18 protein-coding genes are annotated in these 18,853 nt (G+C 71.0%); all 18 read right to left on the reverse strand.

Annotation, left to right across the window (positions count from 1 at the left end; all coding sequences use genetic code 11):
• A partial coding sequence (locus PKC53_RS15015; RefSeq protein WP_324430007.1) for an ABC transporter ATP-binding protein occupies positions 1-1,594 on the reverse strand: 1,594 nt, incomplete at its 3' end.
• 132 nt (positions 1,595-1,726) lie between these two features.
• Positions 1,727-2,476: a hypothetical protein gene (locus PKC53_RS15020; protein ID WP_324430009.1), complete on the reverse strand. Its 750-nt coding sequence runs from the start codon at positions 2,474-2,476 to the stop codon at positions 1,727-1,729.
• A 310-nt stretch (positions 2,477-2,786) separates the two neighbouring features.
• Positions 2,787-3,692 (reverse strand): SDR family oxidoreductase, encoded by a 906-nt coding sequence (locus tag PKC53_RS15025; protein ID WP_324430013.1) that lies wholly within the window; start codon positions 3,690-3,692, stop codon positions 2,787-2,789.
• The gene (locus PKC53_RS15030; RefSeq protein WP_324430015.1) at positions 3,689-4,183 is read right to left on the reverse strand and encodes a GNAT family N-acetyltransferase; all 495 of its coding nucleotides are present in this window, start codon (positions 4,181-4,183) and stop codon (positions 3,689-3,691) included. Before PKC53_RS15030 ends, PKC53_RS15025 begins: the two co-directional genes overlap by 4 nt.
• Positions 4,184-4,188: 5 nt before the next feature.
• On the reverse strand, positions 4,189-5,217 hold the full coding sequence (locus PKC53_RS15035; RefSeq protein ID WP_324430017.1) for an NADP-dependent oxidoreductase: 1,029 nt from the start codon (positions 5,215-5,217) through the stop codon (positions 4,189-4,191).
• The gene (locus PKC53_RS15040; RefSeq protein WP_324430019.1) at positions 5,214-5,684 is read right to left on the reverse strand and encodes a PaaI family thioesterase; all 471 of its coding nucleotides are present in this window, start codon (positions 5,682-5,684) and stop codon (positions 5,214-5,216) included. The genes PKC53_RS15035 and PKC53_RS15040 overlap by 4 nt, the downstream gene beginning before the upstream one ends.
• A complete protein-coding gene (locus PKC53_RS15045; RefSeq protein WP_324430021.1) occupies positions 5,681-6,469 on the reverse strand; it encodes an SDR family oxidoreductase in 789 nt (262 codons plus the stop codon). Before PKC53_RS15045 ends, PKC53_RS15040 begins: the two co-directional genes overlap by 4 nt.
• A gap of 48 nt (positions 6,470-6,517) precedes the next feature.
• On the reverse strand, positions 6,518-6,712 hold the full coding sequence (locus PKC53_RS15050; RefSeq protein WP_324430023.1) for a hypothetical protein: 195 nt from the start codon (positions 6,710-6,712) through the stop codon (positions 6,518-6,520).
• A 15-nt stretch (positions 6,713-6,727) separates the two neighbouring features.
• Positions 6,728-8,587 carry an acyl-CoA dehydrogenase gene (locus PKC53_RS15055; RefSeq protein WP_324430025.1) on the reverse strand — a complete coding sequence of 620 codons (1,860 nt, stop codon included), beginning with the start codon at positions 8,585-8,587 and terminating at the stop codon, positions 6,728-6,730.
• A gap of 5 nt (positions 8,588-8,592) precedes the next feature.
• A complete protein-coding gene (locus PKC53_RS15060) occupies positions 8,593-9,054 on the reverse strand; it encodes a PaaI family thioesterase (protein WP_324430028.1) in 462 nt (153 codons plus the stop codon).
• Positions 9,051-9,953, reverse strand: coding sequence for a haloalkane dehalogenase (locus PKC53_RS15065; RefSeq protein WP_324430030.1), 903 nt, complete (start codon positions 9,951-9,953; stop codon positions 9,051-9,053). The genes PKC53_RS15060 and PKC53_RS15065 overlap by 4 nt, the downstream gene beginning before the upstream one ends.
• Before the next feature lie 109 nt (positions 9,954-10,062).
• Entirely contained in the window at positions 10,063-11,238 is a 1,176-nt protein-coding gene (locus PKC53_RS15070; protein ID WP_324430032.1) for an acetyl-CoA C-acyltransferase, read from the reverse strand.
• Positions 11,239-11,276: 38 nt separating this feature from the next.
• The gene (locus PKC53_RS15075) at positions 11,277-13,370 is read right to left on the reverse strand and encodes a 3-hydroxyacyl-CoA dehydrogenase NAD-binding domain-containing protein (protein ID WP_324430034.1); all 2,094 of its coding nucleotides are present in this window, start codon (positions 13,368-13,370) and stop codon (positions 11,277-11,279) included.
• A gap of 119 nt (positions 13,371-13,489) precedes the next feature.
• On the reverse strand, positions 13,490-14,185 hold the full coding sequence (locus PKC53_RS15080; RefSeq protein WP_324430036.1) for an ABC transporter ATP-binding protein: 696 nt from the start codon (positions 14,183-14,185) through the stop codon (positions 13,490-13,492).
• Between the two features lie 4 nt (positions 14,186-14,189).
• Complete coding sequence (locus PKC53_RS15085) at positions 14,190-14,969, reverse strand: ABC transporter ATP-binding protein (RefSeq protein WP_324430038.1); 780 nt, start codon at positions 14,967-14,969, stop codon at positions 14,190-14,192.
• Between the two features lie 151 nt (positions 14,970-15,120).
• Positions 15,121-16,428 carry a branched-chain amino acid ABC transporter permease gene (locus PKC53_RS15090; RefSeq protein WP_324430040.1) on the reverse strand — a complete coding sequence of 436 codons (1,308 nt, stop codon included), beginning with the start codon at positions 16,426-16,428 and terminating at the stop codon, positions 15,121-15,123.
• A 3-nt stretch (positions 16,429-16,431) separates the two neighbouring features.
• Entirely contained in the window at positions 16,432-17,460 is a 1,029-nt protein-coding gene (locus tag PKC53_RS15095) for a branched-chain amino acid ABC transporter permease (protein WP_324430042.1), read from the reverse strand.
• Positions 17,461-17,557: 97 nt separating this feature from the next.
• Positions 17,558-18,799: a branched-chain amino acid ABC transporter substrate-binding protein gene (locus PKC53_RS15100; protein ID WP_324430044.1), complete on the reverse strand. Its 1,242-nt coding sequence runs from the start codon at positions 18,797-18,799 to the stop codon at positions 17,558-17,560.
• Positions 18,800-18,853: the final 54 nt, after the last annotated feature.

The raw sequence follows: 18,853 nt of genomic DNA on the forward strand, positions 1-18,853 counted from the left end.
GCGCGCTGGTGGCCTCGTCGAGCAGCAGGATCGGCGCGTCCTTGAGCATCACGCGGGCGATCGCGATGCGCTGGCGCTGCCCCCCCGAGAGCTTGACGCCGCGCTCGCCGACGTGCGCGTCGTAGCCGCTGCGGCCCTTCGGGTCGACCAGCGTCTGCACGAACTCGTGCGCCTCGGCGCGCCGGGCCGCCGCGGTCATCTGCGCGTCGTCGGCGTCGGGGCGGCCGTAGACGATGTTCTCGCGCACCGAGCGGTGCAGCAGCGAGGTGTCCTGCGTGACCATGCCGATGCTCGCGCGCAGGCTGTCCTGCGTGACGTCGGCGATGTCCTGGCCGTCGATCAGGATGCGACCGCGCTCGACGTCGTAGAAGCGCAGCAGCAGGTTCACGACCGTGCTCTTGCCGGCGCCCGAGCGCCCGACCAGCCCGATCTTCTCGCCTGGGCGGATCACCAGCGACAGGTCGTCGATGACCTTGCGCTCGCCGCCGTAGGCGAAGTCGACGTGCTCGAAGCGGATCTCGCCGCGGCTGACTTCGAGCGGCCTCGCATCGGCGCGGTCGACCACGGTACGCCGCCGCGCCAGCGTGTTGATGCCGTCCTGCACCGTGCCGATGTTCTCGAACAGCGCGGCGAACTCCCACATGATCCAGTGCGAGATGCCGTTCAGGCGCAGCGCCATCGCGGTGGCCGCGGCGACCGCGCCGATGCCCACCCCGCCGCGCGTCCACAGCCACAGCGTGACGCCGGCGGTGGCGGCGATCAGCATCATGCTCAGCGTGTGGTTGACGACCTCGAAGCCGCTGACCAGCCGCATCTGCGCGTGCACCGAGCGCATGAACTCCTGCATCGCGCTCTTCGCGTAACCGGCCTCGCGGCGTGCGTGGCTGAACAGCTTGACGGTGGCGATGTTGGTGTACGCGTCGGTGATGCGCCCGGTCATCAGCGAGCGCGCGTCGGCCTGCTCCTTGGCCACGCGGCCGAGCCGTGGCACGAAGTACCACAGCGCCAGGACGTACAGCGCGAGCCAGCCGAGGAACGGCACCAGCACCCACAGGTCGAACGACCCGACCACGGCGACCATCGTCACGAAGTAGATGACGACGAACACCAGGATGTCGGCGAGGATCATCCAGACGTCGCGCACCGCGAGCGCGGTCTGCATCACCTTGGTGGCGATGCGCCCGGCGAACTCGTCCTGGTAGAAGCCCAGGCTCTGGCCGAGCAGCAGGCGGTGGAAGTTCCAGCGCAGCCGCATCGGGAAGTTGCCGGCCAGCGCCTGGTGCTTGAGCATCGTCTGCGCGGCGACGACGACGGGGCTGGCGGCGAGGATCGCCGCCAGCAGCAACAGGCTGCCGCGGTGCTCGTCCCACAGCGTGGCCGGCGTCGCGGCGCCGAGCCAGTCGACGACGCGGCCGAGCATCGCGAACAGCAGCGCCTCGAACGCGCCGATCACCGCGGTCAGCAGCGTCATGCCGAGGATCAGCGGGCGCATCCCCTCGGCGCAGGCCCACAGGAACGCGAAGAAGCCGCGTGGCGGCGCCGACGGCACCGCGTCGGGGTACGGCTGTACCAGCCGCTCGAAGCTGCGAAACACGAAGAGGGTCTCCGTCGTGGGCACGCCGCGGGGCCGCCGGTCGCGGCGCAGGCGCCGCCGCGACGTCGCGCCCGGTGGGGCACGCGCCGCGGCAAAGCGTCGAAGGTTAGCCGAAAACCCCGCTGCCGCGCGTCATCGCAGCCCGCGCCGCGGCGTGCGGTCGACCGGCTCGGGGCGCGCCGCCGGGTGCGAGCGCATCACCATCAGCGAGCGCAGCAGGTACAGCGCGTTGAGCAGCCGCGCTCCGCGCTCGACGCCGACCCCGGGCCAGGTGGCGATCTCGCGCAGCGACGCGGTCTCGCGGCGCAGCCGCTCGAGCGCGGGCGCCAGTGCGCCGGGCGCGGTCAAGCCCGCGGCCTGCACGTTGCCGATCGCGCGGTACGCCGCGGTGCCGCCGATCTCGGCGAGCAGCCGATCGCGCGGGCCGTGCAGCGCGAGCTGCCACAGCAGCGGCGCGAGAGGCCGGTACAGGTCCTCGCGGCCGACGCGGTCGCGCTGGTAGTGCCCCGGCGGCCGCAGCGCCGGCGGCTCGATGGCCAGCAGCGCGACGTCGGCGAGCCCCGACGCGCCGCCGGGCTGCAACGGGTGCGGAGCGTGGTACAGGTCCGACGCCGGGAACAGCGTGACCGGCCAGACCAGACCGTCGTGGCGCAGGTACAGCAGCGCCGACTCGCGGTGGCGCAGGCACGCGGCGACGATCTCGAGCACGTCGCCGCGTGAGGCGTCGGTGTCGTGGCGACGCAGGTCGGCCACCAGGGTGGTCGGCAGCACGGTCGGCCCGTCGAACTGCGCGTAGCCGCTGCTGCCGGTGTCGCGCTGGAAGCGCTCGAAGGCGCTGACCCGCCATAGCGACGAGTCGTCGAACGAGCGCTGCTGCCCCATGACCACCTCCCCGCACGCCCGACCGCGTCGCGCAGCGGTCCCCCCACAGCGTAGCCGCGCCATGGCGCCGCGGCCAGTGCCGGCAACAGAATCTGACAAACTGGCCCGGGGGCCGAGCGAAGCGGTTCAGGGTGTGCCGGCGCACCGCCAGGCGGTCACCGTCCGGGCACGGGCGCCCGCAGGTCGGGCCGCGGGAAGCTGCGACCGTCCTGCGGCCGCGCCGGCGCGCTGGCCGCGCCTGACGAGGTCCGACAGGATCCCCTCACGGCCCGAGGCGAAGTCGCCGAAGACGCCGCGTGGGTGTTCGCCGTCAGTCCGCGGCACGCAGCGCCGCGCGCAACTGGGCACCGAGTTCGGGCTTGTCGACGAACGGGTCGGTGGGGTTGCGCTGCTGCACGATGTCCTCGAGCCGCGTGCGCACGCTCTTCAGCGCGTGCGGGTGGCTGTAGACGTAGAAGCGCCGCGCGCGCAGCGCGTCGAACACCGCCTGCGCGACCTGCGCCGCGGTCACCTTGCCGCTGGTCACCGCCTTGTCGCTCATCGCCTGGGCGATCATCTGGCTGCGCGTCGGCGGCGCGCTCGGCCGGTCGGTCGGACGGTTGCGCTCGCTGCGGTGGATGCCGGTGGGCACGAAGTACGGGCACAGCACCGACGCGGTGACCTGGTCGGTGACCAGCGCGAGGTCCTGGTACAGGGTCTCCGACAGTGCCACCACCGCGTGCTTGGTGACGTTGTACACGCCCATGTTCGGCGGGCTCAGCAGCCCGGCCATCGACGCGGTGTTGACGATGTGACCCTCGTAGCCGGGGTCGGCCTTCGCCGCCTCGAGCATCATCGGCGCGAACACGCGCACGCCGTGCGCCACCCCCATCAGGTTGACGCCGATCACCCACTCCCAGTCGTGCACCGAGTGTTCCCAGATCAGCCCGCCGGCGCCGACGCCGGCGTTGTTGAACACGAAGTGCGGCGCGCCGAAGCGCTCGCGCGTCGCGGCGCCGAGCGCGTCGACGTCGGCGGCGTTCGACACGTCGACGCGAAGCGCCAGCACCGGCGCGCCGAGGTCGCGCACCTCGTGCGCCGACAGTTCGAGCGCGTCGGGCTGCACGTCGGCCATCACGACGTTCATGCCCTCGCGCGCGGCGATGCGCGCGGCCTCGAGGCCGAAACCCGACGCCGCGCCGGTGATGACCGCGGTGCGGCCCTTCAAGGTCTTCATCGCTGCTCTCCTGTCGCTGAGGGGATCGGGGATGCGGTCCGGGCGCCGCCCTGGCGCAGCATCTGCACGTGGGCGATGCCGTCCTCGAGGTAGTCGTCGCCCGTCGCGGCGAAGCCGTGGCGCGCGTAGAAGCGCCGCAGGTGCGACTGCGCGCTGATGCGGATCGCGCGCCCGGGCCAGGCGCGCTCGCAACCGGCGACGCCCTCGGCGACCAGCGCGTGCCCGAGTCCGGCGCCGCGCACCTCGGGCGCCGTGACGACGCGCCCGATCGACGGCTCGGCGTACCTGGCACCGGCGTCGACGACGCGCAGGTAGGCGCGCAGCGCGCCCGTGGCGTCGCGCCCGAGCAGGTGCCACGCCGTCCGGTCGAGGCCGTCGGGATCCAGGTACGGCCCCTGCTCGAGAACGAACACGCGGCAGCGCAGCTGCAGCGCGTCGTACACGCCGTCGACGCCGACGTCGGCGAAGCGGGACCACGACCAGCCGAGCATCGGCGTCAGGTGAGCTTCACGAGCTGCTTGCCGAAGTTGCGGCCCTTGAGCAGCCCGAGGAAGGCTTCGGGCGCGCTGGCCAGTCCCTGGGCGATCGACTCGCGGTACTTCAACCGGCCGGCGGCGACCATCGCGCCGAGCTCGCCCAGCGCCGCGGGCCACAGCGGCATGTGCTCGCTGACGATGAAGCCCTGCAGCTTGAGCCGAGACACCAGGATCAGCGCCGGGTTGGCCATCGGGATCGGTTGTCCGTCGTAGCCGCTGATCATGCCGCACAGCGCGATGCGGCCGAAGGCGTTCATGCGCAGCATCACCGCGTCGAGCACGAGGCCGCCGACGTTCTCGAAGCAGCCGTCGATGCCGTCGGGGCACGCGGCCTTGAGCGCCTGCGCGAGCGACTTCAGGTCGCGGTGCGCCTTGTAGTCGACGCAGGCGTCGAAGCCGAGCTCGTCGGTGACGAAGGCGCACTTCTCGGGGCCGCCGGCGATGCCCACCGCACGGCACCCCTTGGCCTTGGCGAGTTGGCCGACGACGCCGCCGACGGCACCGCTGGCGGCGCTGACGACCACCGTCTCGCCGGCCTTGGGCTCGACGATCGTGTGCAGCCCGACCCACGCGGTGACGCCCGGCATCCCCACCGCGCCGAGGTAGGCGGTCAGCGGCACGTGCGTGGTGTCGACCTTGCGCAGCACCTCGCGCTGGTGCGCCTCGACCAGCTGGTACTGCTGCCAGCCGCCCATGCCGACGACCCTGTCGCCGACGGCGAAGCGCGGGTTGCGCGACGCGATCACCTCGCCGACGGTGCCGCCGATCATCACCTCGCCCAGCGGCTGCGGCTGCGCGTAGCTCTTGCCCTCGTTCATGCGCCCGCGCATGTACGGGTCGAGGCTGAGGTAGTGGTTGCGCACGAGCACCTGGCCCTCGGCCAGTGCGTCGGGGTCGACGCTCGACTCGACGAGGCGGAAGTTGTCGAGCGTGGCCTCGCCGGTGGGGCGGGACGCGAGCACGATCTGCTGGTTGACGAGGGTGGTCATGGCATGGACTCCGTGGAGGGCGGGGTGCGCTGCAGGGTCTTGAGCGCGCGATCGCGCGCGGGCAGCGCGCGCAGGTACTTGAACGTGCCGCTGGCGTGCGCGCACAGCCGGCCGTGGTCGTCGGCCACCGACGCCTCGCAGAAGGCCAGCGTGGCGGTGCGGTGCAGCAGGCGACCCTGCGCCGCCAGCCGGCCCTCGGCCGGGCGCATGAACGTGGTCTTCATCTCGATCGTCACGACGCCGCGCGCGCGGCGCGGGTCGTCGGCGTCGAGGCTGCGCGCGGCGTGCGCCATCGCGACGTCGAGCATCGTCATCAGCACGCCGCCGTGCGCGACGGCGAACGAGTTCAGGTGCGCCTCGGCGAGGTCGACGCGGATCTCGGCGGCGCCGCCGCCGAAGGCGTGCAGCTCCAGCCCCAGCTCCTCGACGAACGGGATGCGCACCGGGAACTGCACCGGCTCGCTCACCCGCCGTGCACCGCGCTGACGCCGCCGTCGACGGCGAGGATCTGTCCGGTGATGTGCTTGCCGGCGGCGCTGGCGAACAGCAGCGCGGCGCCCTTCAGGTCGTCGTCGTCGCCGAGGCGGCGCAGCGGCGCGCGCGCGGCCAGCGTCTCGGCGCCGAACTGCGAGATCACGCCCTTGGTCATCTTGCTCGGGAAGAAGCCCGGCGCCAGCGCGTTGACCGTGATGCCGTACGGCCCCCACTCGCCGGCCAGCGTGCGCGTGAAGTTCACCGCGGCGCCCTTGCTGGTGCCGTAGGCGATGAACTTCATCTCGAGCGAGCCGCCGAGGCCGGCGATCGACGCGACGTTGATGATGCGCCCGCTGCGCCGCGGGATCATGCTCGCCTTGCCCGCGGCCTGCGAGAACAGGAACATGCTGCGGATGTTCAGGTTCATCACCTTGTCCCACGCCTCGAGCGGGTAGTCCTCGGCCGGCGCGCCCCAGGTCGCGCCGGCGTTGTTGACGAGGATGTCGATGCGGCCCAGGCGCTGCATCGCCTCGTCGACGACACGCTTCACGTCGTCGCCGTGGCTGGCGTCGGCGGCGACCCAGCGCGCGTCGATGCCCCTGGTGCTGAGGTCGGCGGCGGCCTCCTCGAGGTCGGCGGCCTTGCGCGATGTCAGCAGGATCTTCGCGCCGGCCTCGCCGAGCGCCTCGGCGATCTGCAGGCCCAGGCCGCGCGAGCCGCCGGTGACGAGCGCGGTCTGGCCCGTGAGGTCGAACAGTTGCTGGACGGGGGTGCTCATCGGGGTCGTCTCCGGTTCAGTGCAGGACACGCGCCGGCACGGCGGCGCTCAACGGGTGGGATCTTGCATGCGCGAGCGCACGACGATCAGCGCCACGCCGGCCGCGGCGGCGACCGCGCCGACGACGATCATCGCGCCGCCGACCACCACGCTCTGCCGCGCGGCGAACAGGCCCCAGGCGAGCAGCAGCGCGCCGGCGAAGATCAGCACCCACGCCAGCGTCTCGACGGTGCCCGTCTTCACGGTCGCGTCCGGCGCTCAGAACCACGCCGGGTCCATCTGCCGGCACACCGCCTCGCGCGACGCGACGACCGCCAGCCACGCGTCGATCTTGGGCAGCTCGTAGGCGAAGAAGTAGCGCATCGCGGCGAACCGGCCGCGCTTCGCCGCGCCGTCGGGCAGGCGCTGCGCGGCCAGCGCGACGTCGAGCCAGATCCACGCCAGCACGACGTGGCCGAAGGCCTGCAGGTACGGCGTGGCGTTGGCCAGCGCCTCCTCGGGCACGCCAGTGGCCCACGCCGACTTCGTCGCCGCGCCGACGCGCTGCAGCGCGGCGGCCAGCGCGTTTGCCGGCTGCGCGAGGCCCTCGACCCGGCCGCAGCACCGGATCGTGTCGTCGACGCGCGCGGCGAGCAGCTTCAGCCCGGCGCCGCCGTCCATCACCACCTTGCGCCCCAGCAGGTCCAGTGCCTGGATGCCGTGCGTGCCCTCGTGGATCATGTTCAGGCGGTTGTCGCGCCAGTACTGCTCGACCGGGAAGTCGCGCGTGTAGCCGTAACCGCCGAGCACCTGGATCGCCAGCGAGTTCGCCTCCAGGCACCACTCGCTGGGCCAGCTCTTGGCCACCGGCGTCAGCACGTCGAGCAACCGTCTCGCGTCGGCCGACGCGGCGGCGTCACCGGTGTGCATCTCGTCGACCAGCCGCGCGCAGTACAGCTCGAGCGCCAGCGCGCCCTCGGCGTAGGCCTTCTGCGCCAGCAGCATGCGCTTGACGTCGGCGTGTTCGACGATCGGCACCTGCGGCTGCGTCGGGTCCTTGCCGCTGCCGGTGATCGGCCCGCCGTGCCTCGGAGGGCCGGCCAGCGGCCGGCCCTGGGGCCGCTGCTTCGCGTACTGCAGCGACGCCTCGAAGCCCGCCATGCCCAGCATCGTCGCGGCCATGCCCACGCCGATGCGCGCCTCGTTCATCATGTGGAACATGCAGCGCAGGCCGTCGCCCGGCGCGCCGACGCGCCAGCCGACCGCGCCGGCGCGCCCGCCCGGCATGAAGCGACCCTCGCCGAAGTTCAGCAGCGTGTTCGTCGTGCCGCGCCAGCCGCACTTGTGGTTCAGCCCCGCCAGCACCACGTCGTTGCGCTCGCCGGTGAGGTGCCCGTCGGCGTCGACCAGGCGCTTGGGCACGATGAACAGCGAGATGCCCTTGGTGCCGGGCACCAGCCGGCCGTCGGGCGCCGGGATCTTCGCCAGCACCAGGTGCACGATGTTCTCGGTCAGCTCGTGCTCGCCGGCAGAGATCCACATCTTGTGGCCGCGCAGCCGGTAGCGCGGCCCGAGCGGATCGGACTCGAAGTCGTCGCCGTCGGGCTCGGCGCGCATCGTGATGTCCGACAGGCTCGACCCGGCCTGCGGCTCGCTCAGGCACATCGTGCCCGACCAGCGGCCGGCGAACTCGGCGTGCGCGAACACGCGCTGCTGCGCTGCGGTGCCGTGCGCCATCAGCAGGTTGGCGTTGCCGGTGGTCAGCATGCCGGCGCCGATGCTGACCGAGGCCTTCGCGAAGAAGGCGTTGGCCGCGGCCTCGACGGTGTACGGCAGCTGCATGCCGCCGATCGCGTAGTCCTGCGCCGCGGCGAGCATGCCCGAGGCGGCGTAGGCGGCCCAGGCGTCGTGCGTGGCCTGCGGCAGGATCACCGTGCCGCCGTCCGGGCCCGGCACGACACGCGGCTCCTCGGTGTCGACGAGGCGGTTGAACGGCGCGTACTTGTCGCGCGCGATGCGCTCGCAGGTGTCGAGCACCTGCGCGAAGGTCTCGCGCGAGTGGTCGGCAAAGCGCGGGCGCCCGACCAGCGCCTCGACGCGCAGCCAGTCGTGCAGCAGGAAGTCGACGGTGTCGCGCATCGTGTTCAGTCCTCGCGCTTCGCGGTCGACGCCGGTGGCGCCTCGCCGAGCCGGGCGATCGTGCCCAGCGCGACGGCGCACAGCTTCTCGCTGCCGTCGTCGCCGACCATGACGACGTCGCAACGGCACACCGCCTGGCTGCGGCTGACGTGCACCGCGTCGGCGCGCGCCACCAGCCATGCACCGACCGCCGGGCGCAGGTAGTTGATCTTGAACTCGGAAGTGACCACCGGCACGCGCAGCGCGGTGCCGCCGGCGTAGGTCAGTGCGTTGTCGGCCAGGTAGCTGAGCACGCCGCCGTGCACGAAGCCGTGCTGCTGGCGCAGCGGTTCGCTGATCGCCAGCGCGAGCACGCAGTGGCCAGGGCGCAACGCCTCGAGCTCGGCGCCGAGCAGGCGGCTGAACGGCTGGCTCGCCAGCACGTCACGACCGAAGGCCAGCAGCACGTCCTGTTGTTCGGGATTCATCGGTCGAGTCCGAAGCGCGCCAGCGCGGCGCGGGCCACCGGCTCGCCCCACTCCTGCACGAAGTGGCCGGCGTCGGCGATCTCCATCGGCGGCGGGCAGCCGCGGATCGCCGCGTGCAGGCCGCGCATCGCCGGCGCGCCGAGCACCGGGTCGGTCATGCCGATGGCCATGAAGCTCTCGCCCGCCCAGCGCGTCTTCCAGTACGCCAGCGCGTCGCGGCTGATCGCCGCGCCGGGCGCGTCGTCGCGGTCGGGCACCAGGTTGGGGAAGGCGCGCACGCCGGCCTTGTGGCGGCGGTCGGGGAACGGTGCGTCGTACGCCGCCGCCTCGGCGTCGGACAGGTGCGGGCAGCCGCGCTGGATCAGCCGGCCGACCGCCAGATCAGGCTGTGCGTTGTTGTAGTCGCGCCAGCGCCGGAAGCCCTCGGTGACGGTGCCGGTGCCCAGCCCGGTGTTCATCACGAGCAGCCGCGTGTAGCGTTCGGGCGCGGCCAGCGGCAGCGTCAGCCCGATCAGCCCGCCCCAGTCCTGCACCACCAGCAGCACGCCGTGCAGGTCGAGCCGGTCGACGAACGCGAGCATCGCCGCGCGGTGGCGCTCGAACGTGTACCAGCCGTCGTCGACCGGTTTGTCCGAACGCCCGAAACCGAAGAAGTCGGGCACCACGACGCGCAGCCCGGCGGCGGTGAACACCGGCAGCATGCGCCGGTACAGGTAACCCCAGGTCGGCTCGCCGTGCAGGCACAGCGCGGTGACCGCGGCGTCGCGCGGCCCCTCGTCGACGTAGTGCAGCCGCAGCCCCTCGCAGCCGGCCAGGTCGTCGAAGTAGCGCGGCATGGACGTCCACCCCGGCAGTTGCGCGAACCGCTCGTCCGGCGTACGCAGCACGTCGTTTCCCACGGGCACCTCGTTCGGGAAGGTCTTCAAGCGCCCGCCGCGGGTGCGGCCGGGCCGGTCCGCTGGCGGCGCCCCCTCGGGGGAGAAGCGCCGACAGCGCCTCGGGGGCGGTTCAGACCACTTCGAAGATGCCCGCGGCGCCCATGCCACCGCCGATGCACATCGTCACGCAGACCTTCTTCGCGCCGCGGCGCTTGCCTTCGATCAGCGCGTGACCCGTGAGCCGCTGCCCCGACACGCCGTACGGGTGGCCGATCGCGATCGCGCCGCCGTTGACGTTCAGCCGCTCCATCGGGATACCCAGCTTGTCGGCGCAGTACAGCACCTGCACCGCGAACGCCTCGTTGAGTTCCCACAGGTCGATGTCGTCGACCTTCAGCCCCAGTCGCTGCAGCACCTTCGGCACCGCGAACACCGGGCCGATGCCCATCTCGTCGGGCTCGCAGCCGGCCACCGCGAAGCCGAGGAAGCGGCCCAGCGGCTTCAGGCCCTTGCGCTGCGCGTAAGCCTCGTCGACGACGACGCAGGCGCCGGCGCCGTCGCTGAACTGGCTGGCGTTGCCGGCGGTGACCACGCCGCCGGGCAGCGCGGTGCGGATGTCCCTGATCGACTCGACCGTCGTGCCCGGGCGCAGCCCCTCGTCGGCCTTGACCGTGACCTCCTTGGTGCGCAGCCCCAGCTTCGGGTCGGCCACGCCCATGGTCACGGTGATGGGCACCAGCTCGGCGTCGAACAGCCCCTGCGCCTGCGCCGCGCAGGCCTTCTGCTGGCTGCCGGCACCGTAGTCGTCCATGCGCTCCTTGGCGATGCCGTAGCGCTTCGCGACGTTCTCGGCGGTCTGCAGCATGCTCCAGTAGATCTCGGGCTTGGCCTTTTGCAGCGCCGGGTCGAACAGCATGTGCTGGTTCATCTCCTGCTGCACGCACGAGATGCTCTCGACGCCGCCGGCCACGTACACGTCGCCCTCGCCGGCGACGATGCGCTGCGCCGCCATCGCGATGGTCTGCAGCCCGCTCGAGCAGAAGCGGTTGATCGTCATGCCCGACACGGTGATCGGCAGCCCGGCGGCCAGCGCGATCTGGCGCGCGATGTTCATGCCGGTCGCGCCCTCGGGGTTGGCGCAGCCCATCAGCACGTCTTCGACGGCGGCCGGGTCGATGCCCGCGCGTTCGACGGCGGCGCGCACGACGTGGCCGCCCAGCGACGCGCCGTGGGTCATGTTGAAGGCGCCCTTCCAGCTCTTGGCCAGGGGCGTGCGGGCGGTGGAGACGATGACGGCTCGGGTCATGGTGTGCGGTCCTTTCGGGGGCGTGCGGGCGCGCTGTCTCAGGTCAGCGTGCGGCTCTCGGCGACGAGCCGGGTCAGCAGCGGCGCGGGCTGCCAGAACGCGGCATCGTCGTGCGGGTTCTTCGCGAAGCGCTTCATCGCCTGCACCACGTTGAACAGGCCGAAAGTGTCGGCGTAGCACATCGGCCCGCCGCGGTGCAGCGGGAAGCCGTAGCCGGTGAGGTAGACCATGTCGATGTCACTGGCCTTGCTCGCGATGCCTTCCTCGAGGATCTTCGCGCCCTCGTTGACCAGCGCGAACACCAGCCGCTGGACGACCTCGTCGTCGCCGAGCTGGCGCGGCGGGACGCCGAGCTCCTTGCGGTGGTCGGCGATCATCTGCTCGACCAGCGGGCTCGGGATCGCGTCGCGCCTGCCCGGCCGGTAGTCGTACCAGCCGGCGCCGGTCTTCTGTCCGAAGCGGCCCTGCTCGCACAGGCGGTCGGCGACCCTGCTGTAGCGGATCTGCGGCTTCTCGACGTAGCGTCGCTTGCGGATCGCCCAGCCGATGTCGTTGCCGGCGAGGTCGCTCATGCGGAACGGCCCCATCGCGAAGCCGAACTTCTCGATCGCCTTGTCGATCTGCGTCGGTGTCGCGCCCTCCTCGAGCATGAACAGCGCCTGGCGGATGTACTGCTCGACCATTCGGTTGCCGATGAAGCCGTCGCACACGCCCGAGACGACGGCGGTCTTCTTGATCTTCTTGCCGACCGCCATCACGGTGGCCAGCACGTCCTTGGCGGTCTTCGCGCCGCGCACGACTTCGAGCAGCTTCATCACGTTGGCCGGGCTGAAGAAGTGCATGCCGACCACGTCCTGCGGGCGCTGCGTGAACGCGGCGATCCGGTCGAGGTCCAGCGTCGAGGTGTTGCTCGCGAGGATCGCGCCCGGCTTGGCCACGGCGTCGAGCTGGCGGAACACCTGCTCCTTGACGCCGATATCCTCGAACACGGCCTCGATCACCAGGTCGGCGTCGCGGACGTCGTCGTACGCCAGCGTCGTCGTCAGCAGCGCCATGCGCTGTTCGTACTTGTCCTGCGCGAGCTTGCCCTTCTTGACCTGCGCCTCGTAGTTCTTGCGCACCACGCCCACGCCGCGCTCGAGCGCCTCGGCCTTGGTCTCGACGATCGTCACCGGGATGCCGGCGTTGAGGAAGTTCATGCTGATGCCGCCGCCCATCGTGCCGGCGCCGATCACGGCGACCTTGCGGACCTCGCGCACCGGCGTGTCGTCGGGCACGTCGGGGATCTTGCTCGCCGCACGCTCGCCGAAGAACGCGTGGCGCAGCGCCTTGCACTCGGGCGTCGACATCAGCGCGAGGAACGCCGAGCGTTCGTACACCATGCCGTCGTCGAACTTCGTCTTCGTCGACTGCTCGACGCAGTCGACGCAGCGCGCCGGCGCCGGGAAGTGTCGGGCCATCGCCTTGACGGTGTTGCGCGCGAACTGGAAGTACGCGTCGCCCTGCGGGTGCGCGCACTTCAGGTCGCGCACGCGCGGCAGCGGACGGCGGTCGGCCACCTCGCGCGCAAACGCCACCGCGCCGTCGAGCAGGTCGCCGTCGATCAGGCGGTCGAACAGCTTCTGCCCCGGCAGCGAAGCGAGCAGCTCGCTCTTGACCGGCTCGCCGCTGACGATCATGTTCAGCGCGGTCTCGACGCCGAGCACGCGCGGCAGCCGCTGCGTGCCGCCGGCGCCGGGCACGAGGCCGATCTTCACCTCGGGCAGCGCGACGTTCGCGCCGGGCGCTGCGACGCGGTAGTGCGCGCCCAGCGACAGCTCGAGCCCGCCGCCCATGCACACGCTGTGGATCGCGGCGACCACGGGCTTGTCGCAGTCCTCGAGCAGCTTGATCAGGCTCAGCAGGTTCGGCTCGGCCAGGGCCTTCGGCGAGCCGAACTCGCGGATGTCGGCGCCACCGGAGAACGCCTTGCCGGCGCCGGTGATGACGATCGCCCTGACCGCGGCATCGCCCTGTGCGCGCTCGATGCCGGCGGCGAAGGCCTTGCGCGTCTCGTGGCCGAGCCCGTTGACCGGCGGGTTGTTCAGCGTGACGACGGCAACGTCGCCGCGCAGCTCGTAGGTGGCACTCATGCGGACTCCTCGTGGGGATCGGTCAAAAAAGCACGCTCGTTCGATTCTAGGTGGCGCCGAAGGCCGGCCCGTGTCCCTGCGGCGACAGCCCCCGCCCGGCGCGGCGGCGCCCCGGCCGGCTAGACCTCCAGCCACTCCTTGCGAATATAGGCGTTGGCCTTCAGCTCGGCGGGCGTGCCCTCGAAGACGATCTGGCCATGGCCCATCACCAGGCAGCGGTCGGCGACCTCGAGCGCGATCGTCAGCTTCTGCTCGACGAGCAGCACCGAGACGCCGCGGCGCTTGAGCTCGCGCAGATACTCGGCGACCAGTTCGACGATCTTCGGCGCCAGACCCTCGGTGGGCTCGTCGATCATGATCAGGTCGGGGTCGCCCATCAGCGTGCGGCACAGCGTGAGCATCTGCTGCTCGCCGCCCGACAGCACGCCGGCCTCGGTGTGCTGGCGCTCCTTGAGCCGCGGGAACAGGCGGTACATGTCGTCGAAGCTCCAGCGCGCGTCCTTCGCGCCGCGCTTCTCGCCGAGCTGCAGGTTCTGGTGCACCGTGAGCTTCGGAAAGATGTCGCGGTTCTCGGGCACGTAGCCGATGCCCAGATGCGCGATCTCGAACGGCTTGCGTCCCATGATCGGCTGGTCGCGCCACGCGATGGCGCCGCTGCCGTCGACCATGCCCATGATCGCCTTCACGGTGGTCGAGCGCCCGGAGCCGTTGCGCCCGAGCAGCGCGACGATCTCGCCGGCGCGCACCTCGAAGTGCACCCCGTGCAGCACGTGGCTCTTGCCGTAGAACGCGTGGACGTTGTCGAGCTTCAGCACGGCCTCACGCCCCCGCCACCTGCTGTTCGGCCAGCACCGAGCCGAGGTAGGCCTCCTGCACGCGTGCGTTCGCGCGCACCGCGTCGGGCGTGTCGAAGGCGATCACCTCGCCGTAGACGAGCACCGCGATCTTGTCGGCCAGCCCGAACACGACGCCCATGTCGTGCTCGACGGTGAGCAGCGTCTTGCCCTCGGTGACCTCGCGGATCAGCTGCACGAAGCGCCGCGTCTCGCTCTTGCTCATGCCGGCGGTCGGCTCGTCGAGCAGCACCACACTGGCGCCACCGGCGATCGTGATGCCGATCTCCAGCGCCCTCTGCTCCGCGTAGGTCAGGTTCATCGCCAGCACGTCGCGGCGGCGCTCGAGCTTGATCATCTCGAGCAGCTGCTCGACGCGGTCGTTGACGTCGCGCAGGTCGGCGAGGAACTTCCAGAACGCGTAGCGGTGGCCCATGCTCCACAGCGCCGCGCAGCGCAGGTTCTCGAACACCGACAGCCGCGTGAACAGGTTGCTGACCTGGAAGCTGCGCGCCAGTCCCTTGCGGTTGATCTCGAACGGCGTGCGCCCGTCGATGCGCTCGCCGTGCAGGCGGATCTCGCCGCCGGACACGCCGAAGCGCCCGGAGATCAGGTTGAACAGCGTGCTCTTGCCGGCACCGTTGGGGCCGATGATCGCCACGCGCTCGCCCGGCTGCACGGCCAGGCTCGCGCCGCGGATGATCTCGGTCTTGCCGAAGCTCTTGCGCACGTCGATCAGCTCGACCGCTGGCGTTGCTGGGCTCATCTCGACCGTGTCGTTGGTGCACCATCGCCGCTGGCGCCGCCGGTGCCGCGGCACGCCGAGGCATCGGGCGGCCGCCGCGCATCCGGCCTCGCCGCTGCGCCGCCGCGTCCCTCGCGAGCCGGAAGCGCCGAAGGCGCTGCGGTGGCGGCCCTCACAGCGCCTCCCTGCGCTTGATCTCCTGCTCGATCTCCTGCTGGATCGTGTCCCACTCGCGGCGGAAGTGCCGCCGCGTCAGCTCGAACAGTCCGGCGCCGACGACCAGCACGAACACCGCGCCGAACCAGCTCTCGAAGCGGTCGCTGTGCAGCGTCGCGCCGAGGAAGCTCAGCTCGGGCCCCAGCGCGGCGTTGAGCTGGCGGTGGTAGACCATCTCGATCATCGCCGCGACGCCCAGCAGCGCGGTCAGCGCGGTGCCGGCCAGCGCCAGGTAGCTCGCGGCGACGCGCCCGAGCTTGCCGAACGCCGACACGCGCAGGTTCATCATCAGCAGGCTGGCGATGCCGCCGGGCGCGTACATCACCATGAACAGGAAGATCAGCCCGAGGTACAGCAGCCAGGCCTTGGTCCACTCCGACAGCAGCACCAGCGCCACGACCATCAGCACGCCGCCGAGGATCGGGCCGAAAAAGAACGTCGCGCCGCCGAGGAACACGAACAGCAGGTACGCGCCCGAGCGCGCCGCGCCGACCACGTCGGCGGTGACGATCTCGAAGTTCAGCGCCGTCAGCCCGCCGCCGATGCCGGCGAAAAAGCCCGCGATCATGAAGGCCAGGTAGCGCACCTTTTGCGTGTTGTAGCCGATGAACTCGACCCGCTCGGGGTTGTCGCGCACCGCGTTGAGGATGCGCCCGAGCGGCGTGCGCGTCAGCGCGAACATCGCCGCGGTGCTGACGAAGCAGTACACCGCGATCAGATAGTAGACCTGCACCTGCGGGCCGTAGCTCACGCCCAGCACCGGCTTGCCGACGACGCGGTTGCCGGTGACGCCGGCCTCGCCGCCGAAGAACTCGGGCAGCATCAGCGACATCGACCACACCAGCTCGCCGATGCCCAGCGTGATCATCGCGAAGGTCGTGCCGGCCTTCTTCGTCGTCACGTAGCCCAGCAGCGCGGCGAAGAACAGCCCCGCGAGGCCGCCGACGAGCGGGATCAGGCTCACCGGCAGCGCCAGCCCGCCGGCGCTGACCAGGTTCAGCGTGTGGATCGCCAGGTACGCGCCGAGCCCGCTGTAGACCGCGTGGCCGAAGCTGAGCATGCCGCCCTGGCCGAAGATCACGTTGTACGACAGGCACACGATGATCGCGATGCCGATCTGCGACAGCAGCGTGTGCGCCAGCCCGCTGGTCCACACCATCGGCGCCACGGCCAGCATGACCGCGAACACCCCCCACAGCAGCCAGCGCCCGACGTTCCACGGGCGGAAGTGGAAGTGCGGCCGCGACTCGCGCACGTGCGTCACGGCTCACCCCTCGCGCGTGCCGAGCAGCCCGCGCGGGCGCAGGATCAGGATCAGCACCAGCAGCAGGTACGGCAGGATCGGCGCCGCCTGCGCGAGCGTGATCTTGGCCACCGGGTAGGCCCAGCTGTCCGGCCCGACCGTGACGCCCAGGCCCGCCGCCAGGTGCACCAGCGACTTGTCGACCGTCAGCGGCAGCGTCTGCAGCATGCCGACGAGGATCGAGCCGACGAACGCGCCGGGCAGCGAGCCCATGCCGCCGATCACGATGACGGCGAAGATGATCGGCCCGATGTGCGACATGTTCGGCTCGGTGACGAAGGTGATGCCGCCGACGACGCCGGCCAGTCCGGCCATCGCGCAGCCGGTGCCGAACACGAGCATGAACACGCGCGGCACGTTGTGGCCCAGCGCCTCGACCATCTCGGGGTGCGTCAGCGCCGCCTGGATCACCAGCCCGATGCGCGTGCGCGTCAGCAGCAGCCACAGCGCCAGCAGCATCGCCACGGCCACGCCGGCGAGGAACACGCGGTTGAGCGGGTAGCGCGTGCAGGTGACCGCCACCTCGGCGCCGCGGCGGCACATCTCCTCGGGCGCGACGCCGAACACGAAGCGCATCGGCTCGGCCGACGACGACACCAGCGTGAACGCGGTGCCGGCCAGCGCCGGCGGCGGGCCGAAGGGCACCGACGTGCGCCCCCAGACGAGCTGCACGACCTCGAGCAGCACGTACGACAGCCCGAAGGTCACCAGCAGTTCGGCGACGTGGCCGAACCTGTGCACCTTGCGCAGCACGCCGCGCTCGAACCCGGCGCCCGCGAGGCCCACCAGCAGCGGCGCGGCCACCAGGGCCACCCAGAAGCCGAGCACGCCGCTGATCGTGTACGCGAAGTACGCCCCCAGCATGTAGAAGCTGGCGTGCGCGAAGTTGAGCACGCCCATCATGCTGAAGATCAGCGTCAGGCCGGCGCTGAGCAGAAACAGCAGCAGCCCGGAGCTGATGCCGTTCAGCAGGTTGATGAGGACCTGGTCCAAGGCGGTCGGGACGACGGATCGAAAAAAGGCCCGTCGGAGGGAGCCCTCCGGCGGGCCCGGCGCGGCGCGATGCGCGCGCGGATGCGCAGCGGGTCGATCAGGCCGGGCGGTTCATCTGGCACGACGTCGGCGTGCTCGACACGTAAGGCTCGAACACGCGCTCCTGCACCCAGGTGTAGCCGGTGCCCTCGACGTTGTACTGCTTCGCCGGGTCGGTGATCTTGCGCCAGCTCGCGATGTACAGCGGCTGCTGCAGCTGGTGGTCGGCCGCGCGCATCGTCACGTCGCCCGAGAAGCTCTTCATCGTCAGGCCTTCCATCGCCTTGGCGACCTTGACCGGGTCGGTGCTCTTGGCCCTGGCCATCGCCTGCGCCAGCATGGGCAGCACGTGCACCGTCGACAGCAGCGACAGGTCGTCCTTGAAGCGCTGGTTGTACTCCTTCATCCAGGCGCCGAGCTCGGGGATGTTCGAGTGGCCGATGTAGACGAACTTGACCTTGCCGTCCATCGTCGGCCCGATCGCCGACGGCGAGCCGTTGGCGCCGCCGTAGTAGGTGTACCAGGTCGCGTCGAGCCCGGCGTCCTTGGCCGCGCGGATCAGCAGCGACAGGTCCGAACCCCAGTTGCCGGTGACGATGCTGTCGGCGCCCGAGGCCTTGATCTTCGCGACGTACGGCGCGAAGTCGCGCACCTGGCCCAGCGGGTGCAAGTCCTCGCCGACGACCTGCACGTCGGGGCGCTTGCGCGCCAGCGACTCCTTGAAGTACTTCGCCACCTGGTGGCCGTGCGAGTAGTTCTGGTTGATCAGGTAGACCTTCTTGACGTTCTTCTCGTCCTTCATGTACGACGTCAGCGCCTCCATCTTCATCGACGTGTCGGCGTCGAAGCGGAAGTGCCAGAAGCTGCACTTGCTGTTCGTGAAGTCGGGGTCGACCGCGGCGTTGTTCAGGAACACGATCTCCTTGCCGGGGTTGCGCTCGTTGTGCTTGTTGATCGCGTCGATCAGCGCGCCGGCCACCGAGCTGCCGTTGCCCTGCGTCACGTAGCGGATGCCCTGGTCGGTGATCGCCTTCAGCGCGGTCAGGCTCTCCTGCGGCGAGAGCTTGTTGTCGAACGACACGATCTCGAATTTCACGCCCGCCGGGTTGTTGGCGCTGACCTTCTCGGCCATGTACTGGAAGGTCTTCAGGCTGTTCTGGCCGATGTTGGCCAGCATGCCCGAAAGCGGGTCGATCCAGCCGATCTTCACCGTCTCGCCCTTCTGCGCGAACACCGCGGTGCTGCCCAGCGCCAGCGACACGCCGAGCGCCAGCCCGAAACACCTTCTCTTGAAGTCCATCGCCGTCTCCTGAAATTGACGCACTGCAACCAAATGCGGACGGTAGCGGAAGCG

Source organism: Azohydromonas sp. (genome assembly GCF_035325925.1).
Lineage (GTDB): Bacteria > Pseudomonadota > Gammaproteobacteria > Burkholderiales > Burkholderiaceae_C > Calidifontimicrobium.

Coding starts and splice junctions, on each gene's coding strand:
- PKC53_RS15020 (WP_324430009.1), bottom strand. CDS start 2,476: ATGGGGCAGCAGCGCTCGTTCGACGACTCGTCGCTATGGCGGGTCAGC.
- PKC53_RS15025 (WP_324430013.1), bottom strand. CDS start 3,692: ATGAAGACCTTGAAGGGCCGCACCGCGGTCATCACCGGCGCGGCGTCG.
- PKC53_RS15030 (WP_324430015.1), bottom strand. CDS start 4,183: ATGCTCGGCTGGTCGTGGTCCCGCTTCGCCGACGTCGGCGTCGACGGC.
- PKC53_RS15035 (WP_324430017.1), bottom strand. CDS start 5,217: ATGACCACCCTCGTCAACCAGCAGATCGTGCTCGCGTCCCGCCCCACC.
- PKC53_RS15045 (WP_324430021.1), bottom strand. CDS start 6,469: ATGAGCACCCCCGTCCAGCAACTGTTCGACCTCACGGGCCAGACCGCG.
- PKC53_RS15055 (WP_324430025.1), bottom strand. CDS start 8,587: ATGCGCGACACCGTCGACTTCCTGCTGCACGACTGGCTGCGCGTCGAG.
- PKC53_RS15060 (WP_324430028.1), bottom strand. CDS start 9,054: ATGAATCCCGAACAACAGGACGTGCTGCTGGCCTTCGGTCGTGACGTG.
- PKC53_RS15070 (WP_324430032.1), bottom strand. CDS start 11,238: ATGACCCGAGCCGTCATCGTCTCCACCGCCCGCACGCCCCTGGCCAAG.
- PKC53_RS15075 (WP_324430034.1), bottom strand. CDS start 13,370: ATGAGTGCCACCTACGAGCTGCGCGGCGACGTTGCCGTCGTCACGCTG.
- PKC53_RS15085 (WP_324430038.1), bottom strand. CDS start 14,969: ATGAGCCCAGCAACGCCAGCGGTCGAGCTGATCGACGTGCGCAAGAGC.
- PKC53_RS15100 (WP_324430044.1), bottom strand. CDS start 18,799: ATGGACTTCAAGAGAAGGTGTTTCGGGCTGGCGCTCGGCGTGTCGCTG.